The organism is Streptomyces sp. NPDC059224, assembly GCF_042754285.1.
Taxonomy (GTDB): Bacteria; Actinomycetota; Actinomycetes; order Streptomycetales; family Streptomycetaceae; genus Streptomyces.
Genome location: NZ_JBHZAN010000010.1, coordinates 90,373 through 113,292, shown reverse-complemented (window position 1 = coordinate 113,292; position 22,920 = coordinate 90,373). Strand labels below are relative to the sequence as shown.

Here is a 22,920-nt window from a genome sequence, read left to right as displayed (position 1 = left end):
GGGTGTTTTGGTGGCCGCCCCCGCGTAAAGCCCCCCCGTCTGCCGCCCCCCCGCCGGGGGGGGGGGCACGGGGCCGGCCCGCCCCCCGGTACCCCGGGGGGCACGGCCGGTGCGCTGCGCGGCGGGCTGCGGCTCAGCCCACGTCGAAGGTGGCCGGGTCGGGGCCGATGCGGCGGTCCTCGTTGAGCGCGCTGATCGCCGCGAGGTCCTCGGTGTCCAGGCTGAAGTCGAACACCTCGATGTTCTCCTTGATCCGGGACGGCGTGACCGACTTCGGGATCACCACGTTGCCCAGCTGGATGTGCCAGCGCAGCACGACCTGGGCCGGGGTGCGGTTGTGCTTCTGCGCGATGGCGACGATCGCGGGCACCTCCAGCAGGCCCTTGCCCTGGCCGAGCGGCGACCAGGCCTCGGTGGCGATGCCCTGCTCATCGTGGAACTCCCGGGCCGCGTGCTGCTGCAGGTGCGGGTGCAGTTCGATCTGGTTGACCGCCGGGATGACCGACGTCTGCTCGATCAGCCGCTCCAGGTGCTCCGGGAGGAAGTTCGAGACGCCGATCGCCCGGACCCGGCCGTCGGCCAGCAGCTTCTCGAACGCGCGGTAGGAGTCGACGTACTTGCCCCGGGTCGGCAGCGGCCAGTGGATGAGGTACAGGTCCAGGTGGTCCAGACCCAGCTTCGCCAGCGACGCGTCGAAGGCGCGCAGGGTGGCGTCGTACCCGTGGTCGGCGTTCCAGAGCTTGGTGGTGACGAAGATGTCCTCGCGAGGCACACCGGAGGCGGCGATGGCCTTGCCGGTGCCCTCCTCGTTGCCGTAGATCGCCGCTGTGTCGATGCTGCGGTACCCGGCCTCCAGTGCCGTGGCGACGGCCCGCTCGGCCTCGTCGTCGGGCACCTGCCACACACCGAAGCCCAGCTGGGGCATCTCGATGCCGTTGTTGAGGATTTTCGGGGGGACCTTGCTGCTCACGAGCTCTCGATCCTTAGGTTGTCGACAGGTGGTACCCCCATCGTCAACGATCACCGGCCGTGATGCATTCCTGAGCCCGGAATCCGCCGGAACCGTGCGCCGAGTCGGCCTCCCGAGACGGAGATTGGCCGGAAATGCATCCGGCCTTACGGGTCCGGACCATTGACCGCGGCCCGTTCCTGCCGCTGTCTGCGCTCTGAGACCCCCGACCTCACGAAAGCAGGTACGTGCCCATGGGCGAGATGAGGCCCGAAGGCAAGCGGCCGGAACCCGCCGTCCGGCAGACATCCGATGAAAAGGTCGGGCGAAGCCCTGGTCACCAGGTCGTGGAGACGGCACTCGAAGTGACCGGTTACGCCCTCGGCGGCGAGGACGCGCTCACCCTGGTCCTGCTCCGGGCCCGTACCCGAGCGCTCCACCGTGACCAAGGTGCCGGGCGGTCTGGCTGTGGCTGTCCACCACCGGCTGCGACAACAGGGGCGACGAGCCCGACGGATCCGACCAGGTCCTCCGGATCGACATCAGGTGCCGGCCGATGGTCCCTCAGGCCCGGTAGAGGGCCTCGACCTCGTTGGCGTAGGCGTTCTCGATCGCCTTGCGCTTGAGCTTCAACGACGGGGTCAGCAGGCCGTGTTCCTCGGTGAACGGCTGGGCGAGGATACGGAAGGTACGGATCGACTCGGCCTGTGAGACCAGAGTGTTGGCGGCCACCACCGCGCGCCGCACCTCGGTCTCCAGGTCGTCGTCGCGCACCAGCTGGGCCGCGGACATCGGCGGTTTGCCGCGCATCTGCAGCCAGTGCTCGACGGCCTCGGTGTCCAGGGTGATCAGAGCGGCGATGTAGGGGCGGTCGTTGCCCACCACGATGCACTGGTTGACCAGCGGATGGTCGCGCACCCGCTCCTCCAGGACACCGGGGGAGACGCTCTTGCCGCCGGAGGTCACGAGGATCTCCTTCTTGCGGCCGGTGATGGTCAGATAGCCGTCCTCGTCGAGAACGCCGAGGTCGCCGGTTGCCAGCCAGCCGTCGTGCAGGGATGCGTCGGTGGCCTTCTGGTTGTTGAGGTAGCCCTGGAAGACGTTGTCGCCGTGCAGCCACACCTCGCCGTCGTCCGCGATGTGCACGGCGGTGCCCGGGATGGCCTGGCCGACCGTGCCGTAGCGGGTGCGCTCGGGCGGGTTGGCGGTGGCGGCCGCCGTCGACTCGGTCAGGCCGTAACCCTCGTAGATCTGCACGCCCGCGCCGGCGAAGAACAGGCCGAGCCTGCGGTCCATGGCCGAGCCGCCGGACATCGCGTTGCGGATCCGGCCGCCCATCGCCGCCCGCACCTTGGCGAAGACGAGCTTGTCGAAGACCTGGTGCTGCACCCGCAGTGACGCCGACGGGCCGGCTCCGGTGCCCCACGCCTTCGCCTCGACGGCGTCGGCGTACTTCACGGCGATCTCGACGGCCTTCTCGAACGGGCCGCCCTTGCCCTCCTTCTCCGCCTTGCGCCGGGCCGCGTTGAACACCTTCTCGAAGATGTACGGCACGGCAAGGATGAACGTCGGCCGGAACGCGGCCAGGTCGGGCAGCAGCGCGGCGGCGTTCAGCTGCGGCTGATGGCCGAAGCGGACGCCGTGCCGGATCGCGGCAACCTCGACCATGCGGCCGAAGACATGCGCGAGCGGCAGGAAGAGCAGGGTGGAGACCTCCTCGCCCTTCTTCGCACGGAACACCGACTCCCAGCGGCCGACGACCGTGTCCGCCTCGTACATGAAGTTGCCGTGCGAGAGGACACAGCCCTTCGGCCGGCCGGTGGTGCCCGAGGTGTAGATGATCGTGGCGACCGAGTCCGGGGTGACCGCCTGCCGGTGCCGGTGCACGACCTCGTCCTCCAGGTGTGCGCCCGCGTCGTACAGCTCCTGCACCGCGCCGGAGTCCAGCTGCCACAGCTGGCGCAGCTGCGGCAGCCGGTCGATGACGGTGGCGATCGTCATCGCGTGGTCCTCGTGCTCCACGATCGCGGCCGTGCACTCGGCGTCGTACAGCATCCAGAAGCACTGTTCGGCCGACGACGTGGGGTAGACCGGCACGACCTGGGCGCCGATCGTCCACAGGGCGAAGTCGAACAGCGTCCACTCGTAGCGGGTGCGGGACATGATCGCGACCCGGTCACCGAACCGGATGCCGCGTGCCAGCAGGCCCTTGGCGAGGGCCAGGACCTCGTCGCGGAACTCGGCGGAGGTCACATCACGCCAGTTTCCGAGGTCGTCCTTGCGGCCCAGGGCGATGTGCAGCGGGTCCGTCAGGGCATGCTCGAACACGCAGTCGGCCAGACCGCCCACCGGCGGCGTCGACGCCAACGGCGGGTTGGTGAACTCGCGCAAACCCCGCTCCCGCTTCTCGCTCCCCAGTCACGCTCCGCACAGCGCCGTGAAAGCTACCCCACCGGAGAACCGTTCGGGAGGGGGTGCGAAATCGAGCATTGCGCTCGTATGCGCCCGTCAGGGCCTGGAAAATGCGCTCACATGGGGAAGGGTCGGACAGAATACCTACGGCAGAGTAAGTTCCGCCTCCGTAATCTCCACTGAATCTGTACGACCCGGTTACCGCCCCTGGCCGGTTACCGGCCGGTCGGCCCCGCGGCAGGGCCGTGTCCTCCGGCGACTGCCTGACCGGGTCCGTTGTCGGCCCCCGCGCCGCCCGCGCACGGGTCATCCGTGCCCTCACCACGGTTCCCGGAGACGGCGACCCCGAGCGCGTACCCCGGCCGCCGGACGGTGTTCACCGCACCACCCGCCGTCCCGGGCCCGGTCGGCCGGCACCGCCGTCGGCGCCGCGCCCGCGACCGTCGGTGACACGCGCCCGGTGCCGACACCCACCAGCGCGAACCCCGGTGTCGGGGCAGCCCGTCAGGAGCCGCCTCGTCGTGCCCCGCCAGCGCCTGGCCCACGGCGTGCATCGCGGCCGGTGTGGTGGTGATCCACAGCACCGCGGACTTCGAGAATCCCAGCACCTCGGACCGGTGCCCGACGTCGATGCAGGCCGCCCCGGAGGCGAGCAGCCCGGCCGGCCGGCGCCGGTGCGGGCGACCTCGGCCAGGCGGTGCTCGGCGCCCGTGCCGCGTGATACCGCGACGTAGCGGGGGTCGTGGTGTGGGTGCCGGCCACGGAGGGCCCGGGGCGCCGCCGGTCAGGGGCGCCTGAGGTGGGTGCCACTGGCCAGGATCGCCGCGGCCAGCGCGTCCGCCGCGGACTGGGCCGGTGACCGCCTGGGGCCGTGCACCAGGACGAAGTCGACCTTGCCCAGGTCCGGGAGGTCCGCCCGGTCGGGGACGCGGAACAGGCCCGGGGGGATCAGGCCCCTCGAGTGGGCCATCACGCCCAGGCCCGCCCTGGCCGCCGCGATCAGCCCGTTCAGGCTGCCGCTCGTGCAGACGACGCGCCACGGGCGGCCCTGGCGTTCCAGGGCCTCCAGGGCCAGGGTGCGGGTGATGCCCGGCGGGGGATAGACGATCAGCGGGACCGGGCGGTCGGGGTCCACGCGGAGCCGTTCCGCGCCGATCCACACCAGGTCGTCGTGCCAGACCAGCTCGCCCAGCGGATCCTCCGCGCGCCGCTTCGCCAGTACCAGGTCCAGCTTCCCGGCGGCCAGCTGCTCGTGCAGGGTGCCCGACAGCTCCACCGTCAGCTCCAGGTCCACCTCGGGGTGGTCGTGGCGGAACCCCTCCAGGATCTCCGGCAGCCGGGTGAGGACGAAATCCTCCGACGCGCCGAAGCGGAGCCGGCCGCCGACCCGGGTACCCGTGAAGAAGGCCGCCGCCTGCTCGTGCACCTCCAGGAGCCGGCGGGCGAAGCCGAGCATCGCCTCGCCGTCCTCGGTCAGTTCCACCGAGTGCGTGTCCCGGGAGAACAGCTGGCGGCCGGCCGCGTCCTCCAGACGGCGGACGTGCTGGCTGACCGTCGACTGGCGCAGTCCCAGCCGGCGGGCCGCCTGGGTGAAGCTGAGGGTCTGGGCCACCGCGAGGAAGGTCCGCAGCTGCGAGGGTTCGTACACTCCGGCAGGCTATCGCGGAACGCGATGGCAGTCAGAGTGGTATACCGGATTCCCGATCACCTTTCGGAGGAGGACGATGGGGAGGGGCCTTCCGGCCTCCAGCGACAGCCCGGCGCACGCGCCGGCCGACACCGTGGACCGACCGCAAGTGGAGCACCGTGAAACGCCTGAGCTGGCCCCGTCGGATGCCGATCGACCCGTACGTCCTGCTGCTGCTCGGGACGGTGGGCCTCGCCGCGCTCCTCCCGGCCCGGGACACGGCCGCCGACGTGGCCTCCGGCGCCTCCACGGCCGCGATCGCCTTTCTGTTCTTCCTCTACGGCGCCCGGCTGTCCACCCGGGAGGCCGTCGACGGACTGCGGCACTGGCGGCTCCACGTCACGGTCCTGGTCTGCACCTTCGTGGTCTTCCCGGTGCTCGGCCTGGCCGCCCGCGGCCTGGTGCCCGTGCTGCTCACCCATCCGCTCTACCAGGGGCTCCTTTTTCTCACCCTGGTGCCCTCGACCATCCAGTCGTCGATCGCCTTCACCTCGATCGCCCGGGGCAACGTGCCCGCCGCGATCTGCGCCGGGTCCTTCTCCTCGCTGATCGGGATCGTCCTGACCCCGCTGCTCGCCGCCGCACTGCTCGGCAGCGGCGGAGGCGGCTTCTCCGCCGACTCGATCGTCAAGATCGTCCTCCAGCTGCTGGTGCCGTTCCTCGCCGGACAGCTGCTGCGCCCGTGGGCCGGGAAGTTCATCGCCCGGCACAAGAAGATCCTAGGCCTGGTCGACCGCGGGTCGATCCTGCTCGTCGTCTACACCGCGTTCAGCGAGGGCATGGTCCGCGGCATCTGGCACCAGGTCAGCGCCGTCCGGCTGGCCGGGCTGCTCGCCGTCGAGGCCGTACTGCTCGCCGTGATGCTCCTGCTGACCTGGTACGGCGCCAGGGCGCTCGGCTTCGGCCGCGGGGACCGGATCGCCATCCAGTTCGCGGGGTCCAAGAAGTCCCTCGCGTCCGGGCTGCCCATGGCCAGTGTCCTGTTCGGCGCCCACGCCTCGCTGGCCGTGCTGCCGCTGATGCTGTTCCACCAGATGCAGCTCATGGTGTGCGCGGTCATCGCCAAGCGCCGCGCCCATGACCCGGAGGCCCAGGAGGCGGACGCCGCGCCCCCTGCCGCCCCCGCGGCGACGCCACGGCCGCCGGTGCGCACCGGGACCTCCGGCCGCTGAGCGGACACGTGGGCGGACGCGACCAGGTCACGGGCCTGTTGATCCGGATTTCCGGTACGGACGGCTGATGGCGGCTAACGTTCCGTCATGACCGCACCCCTGGCGCTCGACCCGGCGCGCACCGCTCTCGTCCTCGTCGACCTGATGGACCGCATCGTCGCGCTGCCCCTGGAGCCCCGCAAGGGCACCGACGTCCTGCACACCGCCGAGGAACTGGCCCACTCCTTCCGGGCGGCCGGCGCACCCGTCGTGCTGCTCCGCGTGGAACGGCCCGCACTCGCCGACCAGCCGCCGGGCAGCGGGCTGGTGGCCGGACTCCGCAGAGAAGGGGACCTGGAGATCGTCAAGCACACCATCGGCGGCTTCCAGGGCACGGAACTCGACGCCCGGCTGCGCCGGCTCGGCGTCACCCGTCTGGTGTTCGGCGGCATCGCCACCAACCTCGGCGTCGAGTCCACCGCCCGTGCCGCCGCCGACCTCGGCTACGACCTCGTCTTCGTGGCGGACGCCATGGCCGCCCTCACCGCCGCCGAGCACGACGCCTCCGTCCGGCTCGACTTCCCGCGCCTGGGCACGGTCGTGACCGCGGCCGACGTACGCCTCACCCCCGCCTGACCGCTCAGACCAGCGACCCGCCTCCGTCCACGACCACCACCGACCCGGTGCTGTATCCCCCCCGCATCAGGTACAGGTACGCCTCCGCCACATCCGCCGGCTCGCCCATCCGCCCCACCGGCAGCGACTCGGCGGACGACCGGTACAGCTCCTGGCGCGTAGCCTCCGGCAGCGTCCGCCACAGCTCGGTGCGCACCACTCCCGGCGAGACCACGTTGACCCGCACCGGCGCCAGCTCCACGGCCAGCGCCCGCGTCAGCGACTCCATCGCCCCGCACAGCGCCGACGCGACACTCGACCCCGGCAGCGGCCGCTGCCCCGCCGTCCCGGTCGTCAGCACCACCGAACCGCCCGGACGGATCGACCCGACGCCCTGCTTCACCACCGTGTACGCACCGAACAGCCGGGTGTCCAGGAAACGCCGGGCCGCCTCGACACTCGTCCCGGCCACCGTCTCCAGCAGCAGCGCGTCACCCGCCGTGAACACCAGGTGGTCGTAGCCGCCGACCGCGGCGAAGAAGCCGCGCACCGCCTCCTCGTCCGTGGCGTCCAGCACCCGCCCCTCGACCCCCTCGGGCAGCACCTTCAGCGCCGCGTCCACGTTCTCCTGACGGCGCGAGGCGACCACCACGTGAGCGCCTTCCCGCGCCGCGCCCTGCGCGACCGCGAGCCCGATGCCCGACGTACCCCCGACGACAACCACGCGCTGACCCTGCAGATCCATGACCGGCCCCTTCCGAGCTGCTGTTCCGTCCCGTTCGGACGCTTCCAGCCTGCGACCTTTCGGCAGCCGCCGTCCAAGACCTCTTTCGTCGGTGGCGATACCCTGAAGACATCGTCGTCACCGGCCGGGAGGCGTGGGCATGGATCTGGATCTGCGCAAGGTCCGTTACTTCGTGGCGGTCGCCGACCTCCTCCACTTCGGCCGGGCGGCCGAGAGCCTGCACATCGCCCAGCCGGTGCTCAGCCGCCAGATCCGCGCGCTGGAGAAGGACCTGGGCGCCGAGCTGTTCGTCCGCGACAGCCACGGTGTGACCCTGACCGACGCCGGGCGTCAGCTGCTCGACGACGCCAGGCAGCTGCTGGCGGTCGCCGCCGGCACCCGGCGCCGCGTCCTCCAGGCCGCCCGCGGCCGGCGCCGTCTGGTCGTCGGGTTCCGCGCCGGTGTCGTCGTCACCCGGGCCCTGCGTGCCTTCACCGCGGCCCACCCGGACGTCGAGACCAAGGCCTGCCGGGTCGAGTGGGACGACCAGGAGGAACTGATCCTCCAGGGCACCGTCGACATCGCCTGCGTACGGCAGCCGGTCCGGCCGGACGGACTCGAACTGCGCCCGCTGTACAGCGAGCCCCGGGTGGCCATGCTCCCGGACCGGCACCGGCTGGCCGGGAAACAGGAGATCTCACTGGCCGACCTCCAGGGCGAGCAGTGGGTGCGCTACAACGACCCGCTCCCCGGCGACCTGCCGCTGCGCACCATCGAGGAGAAGTTCGAGTGCGTGGCCGCCGGCACCGCCATCACGATGGTGCCGCGCTCGGTCGCCCAGCAGTACTCCCGTCCCGACATCGCCTACGTCCCGGTCACCGACGCCGAACCCGACCAGGTGCTGCTGGCCTGGGCGGCCGGCCGCCGCTCCCCGCTGATCGCCGCGTTCGCCGAGGCCGCGGCGGGCGTCGCGGAACCAGGCTGAGGCGGGGCCCCTGCGGCGCAGGGGGCGCTCCCCGCCGGTCGGGGCCCCGCCGCCGTGCCGCGGGGAACCGGTTCAGCCCTGGGCGGCCGCGGCCCGCAGGGCGATGCGGTCCTCGCCCGCGTACACGTTCATGTTCGGACCCCGCAGGAAGCCGACCAGGGTCAGACCGGTCTCCGCCGCCAGGTCCACCGCCAGCGAGGACGGCGCGGAGACCGCCGCCAGCATCGGGATGCCCGCCATCACCGCCTTCTGCGCAAGTTCGAAGGAGGCCCGGCCGGAGACCAGCAGGATCGCCCGGGAGAGCGGCAGGCCGCCGTTCTGCAGGGCCCGTCCGACCAGTTTGTCGACCGCGTTGTGCCGGCCGACGTCCTCACGGATGTCCACCAGCTCCCCGTCCTCGGTGAACAGGGCCGCCGCGTGCAGCCCCCCGGTCCGGTCGAACACCTGCTGGGCCGCGCGGAGCCGGTCGGGGAGGCTCGCGAGCAGCCGGGCTTCCACCCGGACCGGGGGAGTGTCGGCGATCGGCCAGCGGGCCGTCGTACGCACCGCGTCGAGGCTCGCCTTGCCGCACAGGCCGCAGGACGAGGAGGTGTAGACGTTCCGCTCCAGGGTGAAGTCGGGGAGCTCGACCCCGGGCGTGGTCCGTACGTCGACCACGTTGTAGGTGTTGGAGCCGTCCACCGTCGCCCCCGCGCAGTAGACGATGTTCTGCAGGTCGTCGGCGGTCGCCAGGACGCCTTCGCTCACCAGGAACCCGGCCGCGAGCGCGAAGTCGTCGCCGGGCGTGCGCATCGTGACGGCCAGCGGTTTCCCGTTGAGTCTGATCTCCAGCGGTTCCTCGGCGACGAGCGTGTCCGGCCGGGCGGAGACCGCTCCGTCCCGGATCCGCAGGACCTTGCGTCGTTCCGTGACTCGTCCCATGGTCTGATCAGCCCCGGTTCTGTACGTGCTGGTAGCCGAAACGGCCCTTGATGCAGAGATTGCCGTGGGTCACCGGGTTGTCGTGCGGCGAGGTGACCTTGACTATCTCATTGTCCTGCACATGGAGGGTGAGGTTGCAGCCCACACCGCAGTACGCGCACACGGTGGTCGTCTCCGTCTGCCGCGACTCGTCCCAGGTGCCCGCCGCCCGCATGTCGAACTCCGACTTGAACGACAGCGCCCCGGTGGGACACACCTCCACGCAGTTCCCGCAGTAAACACAGGCCGAGTCGGTCAGCGGGGCGTCGTGCTCCACGGCGATCCGGGCGTCGAAGCCGCGCCCGGCGACCGAGATCGCGAAGCTGTTCTGCCACTGGTCGCCGCAGGCGTCCACGCACTTGTAGCAGAGGATGCACTTTCCGTAGTCGCGCACGTACAGATCGTTGTCGACCCGGGGCTCCTCGTCCAGCCGGGCCGCGCCGGGGCCGAAGCGGTCCGGTCTCGCCTCGTACTCCTTGATCCACTCGGCTGCCCGCGGGGTCGTCGACAGGTCCACGGAGGAGGCCAGCAGCTCCAGGACGATCCTGCGGCTGTGCCGGACGCGCTCGGTGCCGGTGCGCACCACCATCCCCGGCTCGGCCTTCCGCGAACAGGCCGGCACCAGGGTCCGGGCGCCCTCCACCTCGACCACGCACACCCGGCAGGCGTTCTTCGGGCGCAGGGTGTCGCCCTCGCAGAGCGTCGGGACGTCCGTGCCGGCCGCCCGGCAGGCCTCCAGGATCGTCGAGCCCTCCGGGGCCCGGACCTGATCGCCGTCGATCGTGAACTCGAGGAGCCGGCGCGGGATCCCCAGCGGTGTGACGGTCATCGGTACGCTCCCAGACGGTCGATGGCGGATTCCACGGCGTTCCAGGCGGTCTGGCCCAGACCGCAGATCGAGGCGTCCCGCATCGCCCGGCCGACCTCGCGCAGCAGCGCGATGTCGTCGGCCGCCCCGGCGCCGGTGCGCGCGACGATCCGGTGCAGTGCCTCCTCCTGCCGGACCGTGCCCACCCGGCACGGCACGCACTGACCGCAGGACTCGTCCCGGAAGAACTGGGCGATCCGGAGCAGGAGCCGGGGGAGCGGCACGGTGCCGTCGAAGGCCATGACCACACCGGAGCCGAGTGTGGTGCCCGCCTGTGCGGTGCCCTCGAAGGTGAGCGGGATGCCCAGTTCGTCGGGCCGTACGAAGCCGCCGGCCGCCCCGCCGAGCAGCACGGCCCGCAGGTCCTCCCGGACTCCGGCGAGCCGGAGCAGCTCGCCGAGCGTGGCGCCGAACGGCAGCTCGTAGACCCCGGGGCGGGCCACGCTCCCCGACACGCAGAAGAGCTTCGGGCCGGTGGATTTCGCGGTGCCGATCGCCGCGTACGCCGGGGCGCCCATGGTCAGGATCGGCAGCACGTTGACCAGCGTCTCCACGTTGTTCTCGGCCGTCGGCTTCCCGAACAGCCCCTTCTCCACCGGGAACGGCGGCTTCGAGCGCGGCTCGCCCCGGTACCCCTCGATGGAGTTGAACAGGGCCGTCTCCTCACCGCAGATGTACGCCCCGGCACCGCGCCGGATCTCGATGTCGAAGGCGAAGCCCTGGCCGAGGACGTCGTCGCCGAGGAAGCCCCGGGCGCGCGCCTGGCCGATCGCGTGCCGCAGACGCCGGGTCGCTCGCGGGTACTCGCCGCGGACGTAGACGAAGCCCCGGTGCGCGCCGATCGCGTACGCCGCGACGGTCATCGCCTCCACCAGCGCGTACGGGTCGCCCTCCAGGAGCACGCGGTCCTTGAAGGTGCCCGGCTCGGATTCGTCGGCGTTGCAGACGAGGTGGTGCGGCCGGTCCGGGTGGGACGCCGTGGCCTGCCACTTGCGGCCGGTGGGGAAGGCGGCGCCGCCGCGCCCGACCAGGCCGGAGTCGGTGACCTCGCGGATGACGCCGGCGGGACCGAGCGCGAAGGCCCGGCGCAGGGCGGTGTAGCCGCCGTGCGCACGGTAGTCGTCCAGGGACGCCGGGTCGACCACGCCGACCCGCCGGAGCAGGACGAGGCCCTCCTGGCCCGCCTGCGGCACGGCCGACGCGGCCGGTGGCTCCTGCGGTGCCGAGTCGGGCGCGGTGGCCGCGAGGACGGCCGTGGCCACGGTCGCCGGCGCCGCCACCGCCGTACGCACCGTTTCCCCGGCCCGGATGGCGAGGGCGGCCGGGGCCCGCTCGCACAGCCCCAGACAGGGGCCGCGCTCGACGTGCACGTCAGCGCCCAGCTTCTCCTCCGCCCCGGCGCACAGCGCGGACGCCCCGGCCGCCGTGCACGCCAGGTCCGTGCAGACGTGCAGGACGGTCGCAGGGCGGGGGGTGACGGAGAACATCGCGTAGAAGGTGGCCACGCCGTAGGCCTCGGCCGGCGGGACCGTCAGGCGGCGGCACAGGTAGTCGAGGGCGCCCGCGCTGATCCAGCCGACCCGGTCGTTGATCGCGTGCAGCCCCGGCAGCAGCAGGTCGCGGCGGTCCCGGGCCTCCCGGCCGCCGCGCGCCCACCTCAGGTCCGCGTCGCAACGGTCGGCGCCCTCCCAGGAGGATTCCGGGGGGCCCAGCAGGGCGTCGACGGCCGCCCGTTCCTCGTCCGTCGGTTTGCTGTCGCCGAAGTGCAGGTCCACTGGGTCACCTCACGATGGTCGCGACCGGGAGCTTCTCGATGCGGATCGCCGACGCCTTGAACTCCGCCGTCCCCGCGATCGGGCAGTTGGCCTCGATCGTCAGCTGGTTGGTGTCCACCTCGTCGGGAAAGTGCATGGTCATGAAGGCGAGGCCGGGGCGCAGCGCGGTGTCGACCCAGACCGGGGCCACCACCGAGCCCCGCCGCGAGGACACCCGGACCTCCTCGCCGACCGCGACCCCGTACCGTTCGGCGTCCTCGGGGCACAGTTCGATGTACTCGCCGCGCCGCAGCGGGGAGGCGTAACCACCGCTCTGCACCCCGGTGTTGTAGGAGTCGAGCCGGCGTCCGGTGGTGAGCCGGACCGGGTACTCCTCGTCGGTGAGGTCGACCGGCGGATCGTGCCGGACCAGCCCGAAGGGGGCCGGTGCCCCGCGCCGTGCCGGATCCTTCTCCCACAACCTGCCGTGCAGATAGGCCGGTTCGAGGCGCTCGGTGCTCGGGCACGGCCACTGGATGCCCTGGTGCTCGGCGAGCCGGTCGTAGGTCATCCCGTAGTGGTCCGGGGAGACCGATCTCAGCTCGTTCCAGACGGTCTCCGCGTCGGCGTACTTCCAGTCGTGGCCGAGCCGGGCGGCGAGGTCGCAGATGATGTCGATGTCCTCGCGGGCCTCGCCGGGCGGGGTCACGGCCCGGCGCACCCGCTGCACCCGGCGTTCGCTGTTGGTGGTGGTGCCCTCGGTCTCCGCCCAGCCGGCGGTCGCGGGCAGCACCACGTCCGCCAGCTCGGCGGTCCTGGTGAGGAAGATGTCCTGCACGACCAGGAAGTCCAGGGCCGTCAGCCGGCGGATCGCCTGCTCACTGTCGGCCTCCGACTGCGCGGGGTTCTCGCCGATGCAGTAGACCGCCTTGAGCGTGCCCTCCTCCATGGCCTCGAACATCTCGGTGAGGGTCAGCCCGTAGTGCGGCTGGATGACCGTGTCCCAGGCCGACTCGAACTTCAGCCGGGCGTCCGGGTCGAGGATGTCCTGGAAGCCGGGCAGCCGGTTGGGGATCGCGCCCATGTCGCCGCCGCCCTGCACGTTGTTCTGGCCCCGCAGCGGCTGCAACCCGGCGCCGTAGCGTCCCACTTGACCGGTGAGCAGGGAGAGGTTGATCAGCGCGCGGACGTTGTCGGTGCCGTTGTGGTGCTCGGTGATGCCGAGGGTCCAGCACAGCTGGGCGCGCTCGGCACGGGCGTAGGCGTGCGCCAGGTCCCGGATCGCGGCGGCCGGAACGCCGGTCACCTTCTCCGCCAGCGACAGCGTCCACGGTTCGACGAGTGCCCGGTACTCCTCGAAGCCGGTGGTCGCCCGCTCGACGAACGCCTCGTTGGCCAGCCCGGCGTGGATGATCTCGCGGCCGATCGCGTGCGCCATCGGGATGTCCGTGCCGACGTTCAGCCCGAGCCAGCTCTCCGCCCACTCGGCGGTCGAGGTGCGGCGCGGGTCGACGGCGTACATCCGGGCGCCGTTCCTGATGCCCCTGAGCACGTGCTGGAAGAAGATCGGGTGCGCGAAGCGGGCGTTGGAGCCCCACATCACGATGACGTCGGTGTGCTCGATCTCCTCGTACGAGGAGGTGCCCCCGCCGGAGCCGAAGGCCGCGCTCAGACCGGCCACGCTCGGGGCGTGACACGTCCGGTTGCAGGAGTCGACGTTGTTGGTGGCCATCACCACCCGGGCGAACTTCTGGGCCACGTAGTTCATCTCGTTGGTGGCGCGGGCGCAGGAGAACATCCCGAACGCCCCGCGGTTGCGGTCCAGGCCGCGGGCCGCGCGGTCCAGGGCCTCCTGCCAGCTCGCCCGCCGGAACGGCCCGTCACGGGAGTCCCGTACCAGGGGGTGGGTGAGCCGGGTGTAGGTCTTCTGCTGCCGTTTCCTCATGCGGCGCTCCTCAGCGCGAGCAGGTCCGAGATGGCGTGCACGGTGCGCAGGGTGGGCACCTCCACACCGGTGATCTCCGCCAGCTCGACGACGGCCGCGAGGAGCACGTCGAGTTCCAGCGGCTTGCCACGTTCCAGGTCCTGGAGGGTGGAGGTGCGGTGGTCGCCGACCTTCTCGGCACCCGCGAGCCGGCGTTCGATGGAGACGCCGACCTCGCAGCCGAGGGCCTCGGCGACCGAGAGCGTCTCGCGCATCATGATCTCGATGACCCGGCGGGTGCCGCCGTGCAGGCACATCTGCCGCATGGTGGCGCGGGCCAGCGCGCTGATCGGGTTGAAGGAGATGTTGCCGAGCAGCTTGAGCCAGATGTCGTTGCGCAGATCCGGCTCGACCGGGCACTTCAGGCCGCCGGTCTGCATGGCGTCGCTGAATCGCAGACAGCGTGCGGACACACTGCGGTCGGGCTCGCCGACCGAGAACCGCGTGCCCTCCAAGTGCCGTACCACGCCCGGGGCTTCGAGCTCGGTGGCGGCGTAGACCACGCAGCCGACGGCGCGTTCGGGGGCGAGTACGGCGCTGACCGCGCCGCCCGGGTCGACGCTCTCGACGCGGTGTCCGTCGTGGGGGCCGCCGTGCCGGTGGAAATACCACCAGGGGATGCCGTTCTGAGCCGCGACCACCGCCGTGCGCTCGTGCAGCAGCGGCTCGATCAGCGGCCCGCACGCCGCGTACGAGTTGGCCTTCAGCCCCAGGAAGACGTAGTCGGCCGGGCCGACCTCGGCCGGGTCGTCGGTGGCGTGCGCGTGCGCGGTGAAGTCGCCGCGCGGGCTCAGCACCCGTACTCCGTACCGCCTCATGGCCGCCAGATGGGGTCCACGGGCGACGAGATGCACATCGGCACCCGCGCGGTGGAGCGCGGCACCGACGTAGGCGCCGATCGCACCGGCGCCGAGGACTGCGACTTTCACGGAACACTCCGTTCGGTTTGAGGGATACCGCGGAGGTGGCCCGTAGGGGCCGGAAGATGTCGACGAAATATTGTCTACAGTATGGACTTGAGGTGGGCAAGGGTTCCGGCCATGACCGTTCGGCGCATTCTGGATACCGCTCATCGCATACGATCCGGCCGTCGGGTTCTCAACCACCCGGGCCCGGCCCTACCGTTCGGGACTCATGAGCAGCCCCCCTGTAGCACCGCCGGGCTGGAGCCGCTGGCTCGTCCCGCCCGCCGCCCTCGCCGTCCATCTCTCCATCGGCCAGGCCTACGCCTGGAGCGTCTTCAAACCGCCGCTCGAATCCGCGCTGCACCTCAGCGGCACCCAGAGCGCGCTGCCCTTCCAGCTCGCGATCGTGATGCTCGGGCTGTCGGCCGCGTTCGGCGGCACCCTCGTCGAACGCAACGGGCCGCGCTGGGCCATGACGGTCGCCCTGGTCTGCTTCTCCACCGGCTTCCTGATCTCCGCGCTCGGCGCCGAGACGAAGCAGTACTGGCTGATCGTCCTCGGCTACGGCTTCGTCGGCGGCATCGGCCTCGGCATCGGCTACATCTCGCCCGTCTCCACCCTGATCAAGTGGTTCCCGGACCGTCCCGGCATGGCCACCGGCATCGCCATCATGGGCTTCGGCGGCGGCGCGCTGATCGCCTCGCCGTGGTCCGCGCAGATGCTCTCGTCCTTCGGCGGTGACAACGATGGCATAGCCCTCGCCTTCCTGGTGCACGGGCTGTCCTACGCCGTCTTCATGACGCTGGGCGTGCTGCTGATCCGGGTGCCGCGCAGCGAGAAGCCGGTCGCGGACGCGCCCAGCGCCTTCGAGGGCGTGCAGGTCCCGGCGAACACCGCGATCCGCACTCCGCAGTTCTGGTTCCTGTGGGTCGTGCTCTGCACGAACGTGACCGCGGGCATCGGCATCCTGGAGAAGGCCGCCCCGATGATCACGGACTTCTTCGCCGACAGCTCCACCCCGGTCACGGTGTCAGCGGCGGCCGGGTTCGTCGCCCTGCTGTCCGCCGCCAACATGGCGGGCCGCATCGGCTGGTCGTCCACCTCCGACCTGGTCGGCCGCAAGAACATCTACCGCCTCTACCTCGGCGTCGGCGCGCTGATGTACCTGCTCATCACGTTGTTCGGAGACTCCTCCAAGCCGCTGTTCATCCTCTGCGCGCTGGTGATCCTCTCCTTCTACGGCGGTGGCTTCGCGACCGTCCCCGCCTATCTGAAGGACCTGTTCGGCACCTATCAGGTCGGTGCGATCCACGGCCGGCTGCTCACCGCCTGGTCCCTCGCCGGTGTGCTCGGGCCGCTGATCGTCAACTGGATCGCCGACCACCAGAAGGACGCCGGCAAACACGGCTCCGACCTGTACACCCTGTCCTTCGGCATCATGATCGGACTGCTCGTCGTCGGCTTCGTCGCCAACGAGCTGATCCGGCCCGTCAACACCCGCCACCACATCCCCGCACCCAGGGAGGCCGTCGATGTCGAACGACAGCAGCCGGCGTGAGCCCGACCGCCGCTGGCTGATCGCCGTCGCCTGGCTCTGGGTCGGCGCGCCCTTCGCCTACGGCGTGTACGAACTCGTACAGAAGGCCACACAGCTGTTCAACGGATGAACCAGGACGGCGGCCGGGCGTCCGAGGGTCTGCAAGAAGCCGACAACTCGGGCGCCCGTTTCCTGTGGCCTTACATGCCGTCGTACCCGTGAGTCACTGAACAGACTGGTGGGCCCACACCGAGGCAACGAGGGGGACCCACCGCTCATGAACGGCTCGCGCATCGCCGCCGTCGGCCACTACCAGCCCGCCAGGGTGCTCACCAACGAGGACCTGGCGAGCATGGTCGACACCAGTGACGAGTGGATCCGCAGCCGGGTGGGCATCCGCACCCGGCACATCGCGGGCCCCGACGAACCCGTCGACGAACTCGCCGCGCACGCGGCGGCCAAGGCCCTGGCCGCCGCCGGGCTCACCCCCGGTGACATCGACCTGGTACTGGTCGCCACCTCCACCGCGATCGACCGCTCTCCGAACATGGCCGCCCGCGTCGCCGCCCGGCTCGGCGTCCCGCAGCCCGCCGCGATGGACATCAACGTCGTGTGCGCCGGCTTCACCCACGCCCTCGCCACCGCCGACCACACCGTACGGGCCGGGGCCGCCACCCGTGCCCTCGTCATCGGCGCCGACAAGATGTCCGAGGTGACGGACTGGACCGACCGGACGACGTGCGTACTGGTCGGCGACGGGGCGGGCGCGGCCGTGGTCGAGGCCTGCGGGCCGGGCGAGGAGCCCGGGATCGGCCCGGTGCTGTGGGGCTCCGTCCCCGAGATGAGCAACGCGGTACGCATCGAGGGCACCCCGCCCCGGTTCGCGCAGGAGGGGCAGAGCGTCTACCGCTGGGCCACCACCCAGCTGCCGCCCATCGCCCGGCGCGCCTGCGAGAAGGCCGGGGTGGACCCCCTCGACCTCGCCGCCGTCGTCCTGCACCAGGCCAACCTGCGGATCATCGAGCCGCTCGCCCAGAAGATCGGCGCGGCCAACGCGGTGGTCGCCAGGGACGTCACCGAATCGGGCAACACCTCGGCCGCGAGCATCCCGCTCGCGCTGTCCAAGCTGGTCGAGCAGGGGCGCGTCTCCAGCGGCGACGCGGTCCTGCTGTTCGGCTTCGGCGGCAACCTGTCGTACGCGGGGCAGGTCGTGCGGTGTCCCTGAGGGGCGCGCTCCGCGGTGTGACGTGGTCAACTCCCGCTTCCTCTGGCGGTTGTGCGCCGTAGACTGTAGACGAAAGACAATCGATACTGAGTCTACGCACTGAGTGTCCGCTCGTGACGGGTGTCTGCCGAAGGGGGACCCGATGTTGTCAGCCGGACTGCCGCAGGGCGCGGTGCCCAAGCTCGAACGCCCCGGACCGCTCCGCGACCGTGTCTACGAGGCGCTGCTGGAACTCATCACCACCCGGTCCCTCCAGCCCGGCCAGCATCTCGTGGAGAGCGAACTCGCCGGGCACCTCGGTGTCTCCCGGCAGCCGGTGCGCGAGGCGCTCCAGCGGCTGAACACCGAGGGCTGGGTGGATCTGCGGCCCGCCCAGGGCGCGTTCGTGCACGAACCCACGGAGGACGAGGCCGACCAGCTCCTCACGGTCCGCACGCTGCTGGAGGCCGAGGCGGCGCGGCTGGCGGCGGCGGCCGCGGGCAGCGCGGGAGTGGCCGCGCTGGAGTCCCTGTGCGCCGAGGGCGAGAAGGCCGTCGCCGCGGACGACGTGGACGCGGCCGTCGCCCTGAACGCCGCGTTCCACGCCAAGGTCATGGACCTGGCCGGCAACGCGGTGCTCGCCGAACTCGCGGCCCAGGTCGACCGCCGGGTCCGCTGGTACTACACGCCGGTGGCACGGCAGCGCGGCCGCCAGTCCTGGATCGAACACCGCGAGCTGATAGCGGCGATCACGGCCCGCGACGAACAGCTGGCGACCACCCTGATGCGCGAACACACCGAGCACACGCGCCGGTCGTACCACGAGCGGGCGACGTCCTGAACCGGGTCTGGCTCACGACGGTGTGACGCGGGCTCACGGCAGCGTGACGAGGGCGATCCCGTCCGGCTGCGTGACGGCCAGCCGGATGCCGTCGGGGTGGAGGGCGGCCACCGGGCTCGGCACGCGGCGGTACCCGAAGCACCCGGCTTTGAGGGGCACGCTCACCTCGGGCCATTCCGCGACGACGACCCCGGTGGCCGTGTCGAGCAGGCGCGGGTGGCCGGAGAACGAGATCACCTGGTCGCCGCGGGGCAGCAGCAGGACACCCGGCTCGGCGTCGGCGATCGGGCTGCGGTGGAGCCAGCGTCCTTCGGACACCGACCACACCCCGAGGTGGTTCGGCGGCAGACCGGCCGGCTCCTCGTCGCTGCCCTCCTCCGTCCCCGTCGCCAGGACCAGCCGGTCGGCGTCGAGCCAGCAGCCTGCCGTCACCTCGCCGCACGTGACCACCTCCGTCGCCAGCACACCCGGTCCGTCGAGCGTGCCGGGGTCGGCGAGCGCGAGCGCGGTGTCGTAGACCATGGCCGTGCCGAAGGGATGCCAGTACCAGCCGACCGAGAGCAAGTACCGGCCGTCCGGGCTCAGGCTCAGCCTGGAGTGGAAGACGTCCTCCGGCTCCCGCCCGCCGGCGGTCAGCCGCTCGCCGCTCGCCGCGTCCTCGATCTCGAGCACGTTGTACTCGTCGGGACAGTGCACGACGACCTCGCGCCCGTCGCCCAGCCGGCCGAGCGCGAGGGGGTAGTCGTAGTCCGCCGCGCGGTAGTAGCTGCGGTTCAGCTCCCGTACGGCCTGCTCGCCTTCGAGCAGAACCGCCTTGGTACCGCGCTCCTGGTACACGGCGGAGAACGCCCCCGATGCGGAAGCGGTCCCGGCGTCGAACGGAAAACCCCACGCGAACGGCGCCCTGCGCTCCACGCCGTCGAGGCCCCAACGCCGCCCGCCCCCGACCACGGAGACCAGCTCGTCCCCCTGCCACACCAGCGACTTCGGCACCGACTTCACCGGTATGGACTCCACGGTCATCGATGTCCCCCTCGGAAGAATCGGAGCGCCGCGAGCGGGCCTCCAGCCCGGAATCTACGGGCCGTCGGGCAGTCCGCGCCCACGAATTTCGCGGGGCCCTGCTCCCGCTCGCGTTGCTGCCCGCGGCCGCGGGCAGGGGCGGAAAGGGCGACCGGCGGGACCTCGCCACATCCCGCCTCTCCGGGATCGCACGGCCGGAACCGTCCCGGCACGAAGGACACCGCGAGCGGACCGACGGGCACCGGGTGATCGGCGTGCCCGGGCCCATGGCGAACGCGTTCTCCGCCAGACCTCGTCGATGGGCCGGTCCAGGTGTTCCGGGTTTGCCGCCGAGGCCGGTCGGTTCGCGGACGGGGCACGGTGTCGTCCGGGAGGGCGGAGGGGAACGCCCCCTGTCCCGGCAGCGGCTGAGTCCCGGACGTGGGTCCGGGACTCAGCACGCCGACGGTCAGCCAGCCGTCTGTGGCTGGACCACCCCCACCTTCGTCCTCGTGCCCGGGTCCCGGCCCGGCTGCCGGAGCAGCAGGGCCACCGCCGCCGCCAGCATCGAGATGCCGCCGGCCAGGGCGTAGGCGCCGTTGTAGCCCCAGGCGCCGACCACCATGGAGCCGAGGCCGCCGCCGAACAGGCCGCTGATCAGCTTGCCGCTGTAGACGAGGCCGTAGTTGGTGGCGTTGTAGTTCTCGCCGAAGTAGTCCGGGGTGAGGGCGGCGAAGAGCGGGTAGAAGGCGCCGCCGCCGAAGCCGGAGAGGAAGGCGAAGAACAGGAACAGCCACTCGCTCTTGATGTCGCCGGCCCAGATCACGCCGAACTGGGCGAGACCCAGGACGACGATCACGAAGACCAGGGTCGGCTTGCGGCCGAGGCGGTCGGAGAGCCAGCCGACCACACCGCGGCCGATGCCGTTGATGACCGCCATCACGCCCATGGACGAGGCCGCGACCAGAGGGCCGAAGCCGACGTCCTTGGCGAAGTCCACCTGGAACGAGATACCGAAGATCGAGACACCGGCCGTCATCACGATCGCGATCCACATCAGCGGGAGCATGCCGGTGCGTATCGCCTCCTTCGGCGTGAACTGCCGTACCGCGGGCGGGTTCTTGGCGAGCGCCGTGGCGCTCTTGGCGTCGCCCGTCTGGGAGAGCGGGTCGATGTCGGCCGGCCACCAGTTCTTCGGCGGGTCCTTGAAGAAGAACGCGGTGACCAGGACCACGACCATCACGTAGGCGCCGATGAGGTCCAGGACCCGGTGGTAGTTGGCCGTGTCGAAGGCGTAGTTGAAGATGAAGATGAAGGGGAGTGAGCCGTAGGCGAAGCCGCCGTTCACGAACCCCGTGCGGGCGCCCCGGCGTTCGGGGAACCACTTGCCGACCATGTTGATGCAGGTCGCGTAGACCAGGCCGGAGCCGAGGCCGCCGATCACGCCGAAGCCGATGATCGCCAGCCAGATCTCGCTGATGTGCGACAGGGCGAGGAACCCGATCAGGCACATCACGGACCCGGTGTACATGGCCCGGCGTGCGGTCAGGATGCCCTTCTCGCGCAGCCAGCCCGCCGGGAAGGCGATACCGGCCTGGAAGAACACCCAGATGCTCAGGATCCAGAAGGTGTTGGACTGCGTCCAGCCGTGCGCGTGCGACAGGGTGTCCTCCGCCGAGCCGTACGCGTACTCGAAGACGCTGATGGCCATCATGGCCACCCACGGGAGGTACACCATGAGGTTGCGGGAGTGGCCGAGGATGTCCCGGTCGGTCTCCCCGATCCGGTACACCCGGCCGCGGGCGTCCGTCACCTCGCGGTACGGGCGCCGCTGGGCGCCGGTGCTGTTCGTGGCCACAGGGTCAGCCGTCATGTCACGCCATCTCCTCGCCGAGCGGATGCGGGTTGGGGACGATGCGCCGGGCGCTGGGCCTGCCCGGTGCCTTGAGGAAGAGGGCCAGTACCGCGGAGGCCAGGCCCACGGAACCCGCCAGGACGAACGCGCCGTGGTAATCCCACTCACCCACGACGACCGCACCCAGACCGGAGCCCACCAGGCCGGAGATCAGCTTGGAGCTGTAGACCATCCCGTAGTTGGTGGCGTTGTTGTTCTCACCGAAGTAGTCCGCCGTCATGGCCGCGAACAGCGGGAAGATCGCCCCGCCGCCGAATCCCGAGACCATGGAGCAGAACAGGAAGAACGGCATGCTGCCCATCTGGCCGGAGACCAGCACGCCGAACTGCGCGCTGCCGAGCACGATGCACACGATGATGAGCGTGTTGCGGCGGCCGTAGCGGTCGGAGATCCAGCCGATGACCCCGCGGCCGGTGCCGTTGACGATCGCCTTCAGGGACATGGCCGTGGCCACGATCCCGCCGGCGAACCCCATGTCCTTGCCGAACGGCACCTGGAAGGCGATGCCGAAGATGTTGATCCCGGCCGTGCACAGCAGGCAGAACCACATCATCCACAGGACGGGCGTACGGGCCGCCTCCTTGGGGGTGTACTGCTTGACCGCGGGCGGGTTCTTCTCCAACGCCCGTCGTATGCGCGGATCCTGGGTTGCTTTCAGGGGATCGACGTGCGGCGGCCACCAGTTCTTCGGCGGGTCCTTGAAGAACCAGCCGGCCGATGCCACCACCAGACAGAGCCCGACGCCGACCGAGGTGAGCAGGACCTTGTAGTTGCTCAGGTCCAGAACTGAGGTGAACAGGAACACGAACGGCACCGACCCGTAGGCGAAACCGCCGTTCACGAAGCCCGTCTTGCCGCCCTTGCGCTCCGGATACCACTTGCCGACCATGTTCACGCAGGTCGCGTAGACGAGACCGGCACCGATGCCGCTGCACATGCCGAAGCCGAGATAGGCGACGACCACGTTCGGTGCGAACGCCAGTGCCACGTAGCCGAGCAGCGTGCCCACCGCGCCGATCAGCATGGCGGTACGCGCGGGGAGCCGTCCGCTCTCCCGCAGTTGCCCGGCCGGGAAGGCCACGGCCGCCTGGAAGAACACCCAGACGCCCATCAGCCAGAAGATGTGCCCGCTGCTCCACAGATGCGCCTCGTGCAGCGTGTCCTCCGCCGACGTGAACGCGTACTCGGCGGAACTGATGCCCATCATGCCCACCCAGGGCAGGATGACCATCCACTTGCGTGTCCGGCCCATCAGATCGACGTCACTCTCGCCGATCCGGTACGTGCGGCCGTTGCGGTCCGTCACCTCCCTGAAGGGGACGGACGCCGTGAGATCGATGGATGACATGTTCGTTCAGCACCCCTTGCGTCGAAAGCTCTGGCCAGCGCCCCCTGTCCAATGCCTTTCGTGCGCGCACGGGTCCCGG

19 protein-coding genes are annotated in these 22,920 nt (G+C 71.1%); 7 read left to right on the top strand and 12 right to left on the bottom strand.

Going from position 1 to position 22,920, the window contains the following annotated elements:
• Positions 1–133: 133 nt before the first annotated feature.
• The 3 genes from ACFXI4_RS12745 to ACFXI4_RS12735 form a co-directional block, all read right to left on the bottom strand.
• Positions 134–970, bottom strand: a complete 837-nt coding sequence (locus ACFXI4_RS12745; protein WP_384989912.1) for an aldo/keto reductase — start codon at positions 968–970, stop codon at positions 134–136.
• A 543-nt stretch (positions 971–1,513) separates the two neighbouring features.
• The gene (locus tag ACFXI4_RS12740) at positions 1,514–3,340 is read right to left on the bottom strand and encodes an AMP-dependent synthetase/ligase (protein ID WP_384989910.1); all 1,827 of its coding nucleotides are present in this window, start codon (positions 3,338–3,340) and stop codon (positions 1,514–1,516) included.
• Between the two features lie 805 nt (positions 3,341–4,145).
• Entirely contained in the window at positions 4,146–5,009 is an 864-nt protein-coding gene (locus ACFXI4_RS12735) for a LysR substrate-binding domain-containing protein (RefSeq protein ID WP_384989908.1), read from the bottom strand.
• A 158-nt stretch (positions 5,010–5,167) separates the two neighbouring features.
• Between ACFXI4_RS12735 and ACFXI4_RS12730 the strand changes: the two genes are divergently transcribed.
• Positions 5,168–6,220: a bile acid:sodium symporter family protein gene (locus ACFXI4_RS12730; RefSeq protein ID WP_384989906.1), complete on the top strand. Its 1,053-nt coding sequence runs from the start codon at positions 5,168–5,170 to the stop codon at positions 6,218–6,220.
• Between the two features lie 87 nt (positions 6,221–6,307).
• A complete protein-coding gene (locus ACFXI4_RS12725; protein ID WP_384989904.1) occupies positions 6,308–6,835 on the top strand; it encodes an isochorismatase family protein in 528 nt (175 codons plus the stop codon).
• Between the two features lie 4 nt (positions 6,836–6,839).
• On the opposite strand, the gene ACFXI4_RS12720 is transcribed toward ACFXI4_RS12725, so the two are convergent.
• Positions 6,840–7,559 carry an SDR family oxidoreductase gene (locus tag ACFXI4_RS12720; RefSeq protein WP_362731215.1) on the bottom strand — a complete coding sequence of 240 codons (720 nt, stop codon included), beginning with the start codon at positions 7,557–7,559 and terminating at the stop codon, positions 6,840–6,842.
• A 139-nt stretch (positions 7,560–7,698) separates the two neighbouring features.
• On the opposite strand from ACFXI4_RS12720, the gene ACFXI4_RS12715 reads away from it, so the two are divergent.
• The gene (locus ACFXI4_RS12715; protein WP_384989902.1) at positions 7,699–8,523 is read left to right on the top strand and encodes a LysR family transcriptional regulator; all 825 of its coding nucleotides are present in this window, start codon (positions 7,699–7,701) and stop codon (positions 8,521–8,523) included.
• Between the two features lie 72 nt (positions 8,524–8,595).
• Here ACFXI4_RS12715 and fdhD read toward each other — a convergent pair whose 3' ends face one another.
• The 5 genes from fdhD to ACFXI4_RS12690 are packed head-to-tail and all read right to left on the bottom strand — an operon-like array spanning position 8,596 to position 15,018.
• On the bottom strand, positions 8,596–9,444 hold the full coding sequence (fdhD, locus tag ACFXI4_RS12710) for a formate dehydrogenase accessory sulfurtransferase FdhD (RefSeq protein ID WP_384989900.1): 849 nt from the start codon (positions 9,442–9,444) through the stop codon (positions 8,596–8,598).
• Positions 9,445–9,451: 7 nt separating this feature from the next.
• Positions 9,452–10,312, bottom strand: coding sequence for a 2Fe-2S iron-sulfur cluster-binding protein (locus tag ACFXI4_RS12705; protein ID WP_384989899.1), 861 nt, complete (start codon positions 10,310–10,312; stop codon positions 9,452–9,454).
• Positions 10,309–12,126, bottom strand: coding sequence for an NADH-ubiquinone oxidoreductase-F iron-sulfur binding region domain-containing protein (locus ACFXI4_RS12700; protein WP_384989897.1), 1,818 nt, complete (start codon positions 12,124–12,126; stop codon positions 10,309–10,311). The genes ACFXI4_RS12705 and ACFXI4_RS12700 overlap by 4 nt, the downstream gene beginning before the upstream one ends.
• A 4-nt stretch (positions 12,127–12,130) precedes the next feature.
• Positions 12,131–14,050, bottom strand: a complete 1,920-nt coding sequence (locus tag ACFXI4_RS12695; RefSeq protein WP_384989895.1) for a molybdopterin oxidoreductase family protein — start codon at positions 14,048–14,050, stop codon at positions 12,131–12,133.
• Entirely contained in the window at positions 14,047–15,018 is a 972-nt protein-coding gene (locus ACFXI4_RS12690; RefSeq protein WP_384989894.1) for a 2-dehydropantoate 2-reductase, read from the bottom strand. Before ACFXI4_RS12690 ends, ACFXI4_RS12695 begins: the two co-directional genes overlap by 4 nt.
• Positions 15,019–15,223: 205 nt before the next feature.
• Here ACFXI4_RS12690 and ACFXI4_RS12685 point away from each other — a divergent pair, with 205 nt between their 5' ends.
• From ACFXI4_RS12685 to ACFXI4_RS12670, 4 genes are all read left to right on the top strand, one after another.
• Complete coding sequence (locus ACFXI4_RS12685; protein ID WP_384989892.1) at positions 15,224–16,552, top strand: OFA family MFS transporter; 1,329 nt, start codon at positions 15,224–15,226, stop codon at positions 16,550–16,552.
• Positions 16,527–16,661, top strand: a complete 135-nt coding sequence (locus ACFXI4_RS12680; protein WP_362723548.1) for a hypothetical protein — start codon at positions 16,527–16,529, stop codon at positions 16,659–16,661. The genes ACFXI4_RS12685 and ACFXI4_RS12680 overlap by 26 nt, the downstream gene beginning before the upstream one ends.
• A 147-nt stretch (positions 16,662–16,808) precedes the next feature.
• Positions 16,809–17,756 (top strand): beta-ketoacyl-ACP synthase III, encoded by a 948-nt coding sequence (locus tag ACFXI4_RS12675; RefSeq protein WP_384989890.1) that lies wholly within the window; start codon positions 16,809–16,811, stop codon positions 17,754–17,756.
• Between the two features lie 142 nt (positions 17,757–17,898).
• On the top strand, positions 17,899–18,576 hold the full coding sequence (locus tag ACFXI4_RS12670) for a GntR family transcriptional regulator (protein ID WP_384989888.1): 678 nt from the start codon (positions 17,899–17,901) through the stop codon (positions 18,574–18,576).
• 33 nt (positions 18,577–18,609) lie between these two features.
• On the opposite strand, the gene ACFXI4_RS12665 is transcribed toward ACFXI4_RS12670, so the two are convergent.
• From ACFXI4_RS12665 to ACFXI4_RS12655, 3 genes are all read right to left on the bottom strand, one after another.
• Positions 18,610–19,599 carry a hypothetical protein gene (locus ACFXI4_RS12665; protein WP_384989886.1) on the bottom strand — a complete coding sequence of 330 codons (990 nt, stop codon included), beginning with the start codon at positions 19,597–19,599 and terminating at the stop codon, positions 18,610–18,612.
• A gap of 448 nt (positions 19,600–20,047) precedes the next feature.
• Complete coding sequence (locus tag ACFXI4_RS12660) at positions 20,048–21,451, bottom strand: OFA family MFS transporter (RefSeq protein ID WP_384989884.1); 1,404 nt, start codon at positions 21,449–21,451, stop codon at positions 20,048–20,050.
• A gap of 1 nt (position 21,452) precedes the next feature.
• Positions 21,453–22,841: an OFA family MFS transporter gene (locus ACFXI4_RS12655; RefSeq protein ID WP_384989882.1), complete on the bottom strand. Its 1,389-nt coding sequence runs from the start codon at positions 22,839–22,841 to the stop codon at positions 21,453–21,455.
• Positions 22,842–22,920: the final 79 nt, after the last annotated feature.

What these genes read in the sequence shown, in the direction of transcription:
- ACFXI4_RS12715 (WP_384989902.1), top strand. Translation starts at nt 7,699, where the DNA reads ATGGATCTGGATCTGCGCAAGGTCCGTTACTTCGTGGCGGTCGCCGAC.
- ACFXI4_RS12675 (WP_384989890.1), top strand. Translation starts at nt 16,809, where the DNA reads ATGAACGGCTCGCGCATCGCCGCCGTCGGCCACTACCAGCCCGCCAGG.
- ACFXI4_RS12705 (WP_384989899.1), bottom strand. Translation starts at nt 10,312, where the DNA reads ATGACCGTCACACCGCTGGGGATCCCGCGCCGGCTCCTCGAGTTCACG.
- fdhD (WP_384989900.1), bottom strand. Translation starts at nt 9,444, where the DNA reads ATGGGACGAGTCACGGAACGACGCAAGGTCCTGCGGATCCGGGACGGA.
- ACFXI4_RS12695 (WP_384989895.1), bottom strand. Translation starts at nt 14,050, where the DNA reads ATGAGGAAACGGCAGCAGAAGACCTACACCCGGCTCACCCACCCCCTG.
- ACFXI4_RS12660 (WP_384989884.1), bottom strand. Translation starts at nt 21,451, where the DNA reads ATGACGGCTGACCCTGTGGCCACGAACAGCACCGGCGCCCAGCGGCGC.
- ACFXI4_RS12720 (WP_362731215.1), bottom strand. Translation starts at nt 7,559, where the DNA reads ATGGATCTGCAGGGTCAGCGCGTGGTTGTCGTCGGGGGTACGTCGGGC.
- ACFXI4_RS12725 (WP_384989904.1), top strand. Translation starts at nt 6,308, where the DNA reads ATGACCGCACCCCTGGCGCTCGACCCGGCGCGCACCGCTCTCGTCCTC.
- ACFXI4_RS12685 (WP_384989892.1), top strand. Translation starts at nt 15,224, where the DNA reads ATGAGCAGCCCCCCTGTAGCACCGCCGGGCTGGAGCCGCTGGCTCGTC.
- ACFXI4_RS12655 (WP_384989882.1), bottom strand. Translation starts at nt 22,841, where the DNA reads ATGTCATCCATCGATCTCACGGCGTCCGTCCCCTTCAGGGAGGTGACG.
- ACFXI4_RS12665 (WP_384989886.1), bottom strand. Translation starts at nt 19,599, where the DNA reads ATGACCGTGGAGTCCATACCGGTGAAGTCGGTGCCGAAGTCGCTGGTG.
- ACFXI4_RS12680 (WP_362723548.1), top strand. Translation starts at nt 16,527, where the DNA reads ATGTCGAACGACAGCAGCCGGCGTGAGCCCGACCGCCGCTGGCTGATC.
- ACFXI4_RS12670 (WP_384989888.1), top strand. Translation starts at nt 17,899, where the DNA reads ATGTTGTCAGCCGGACTGCCGCAGGGCGCGGTGCCCAAGCTCGAACGC.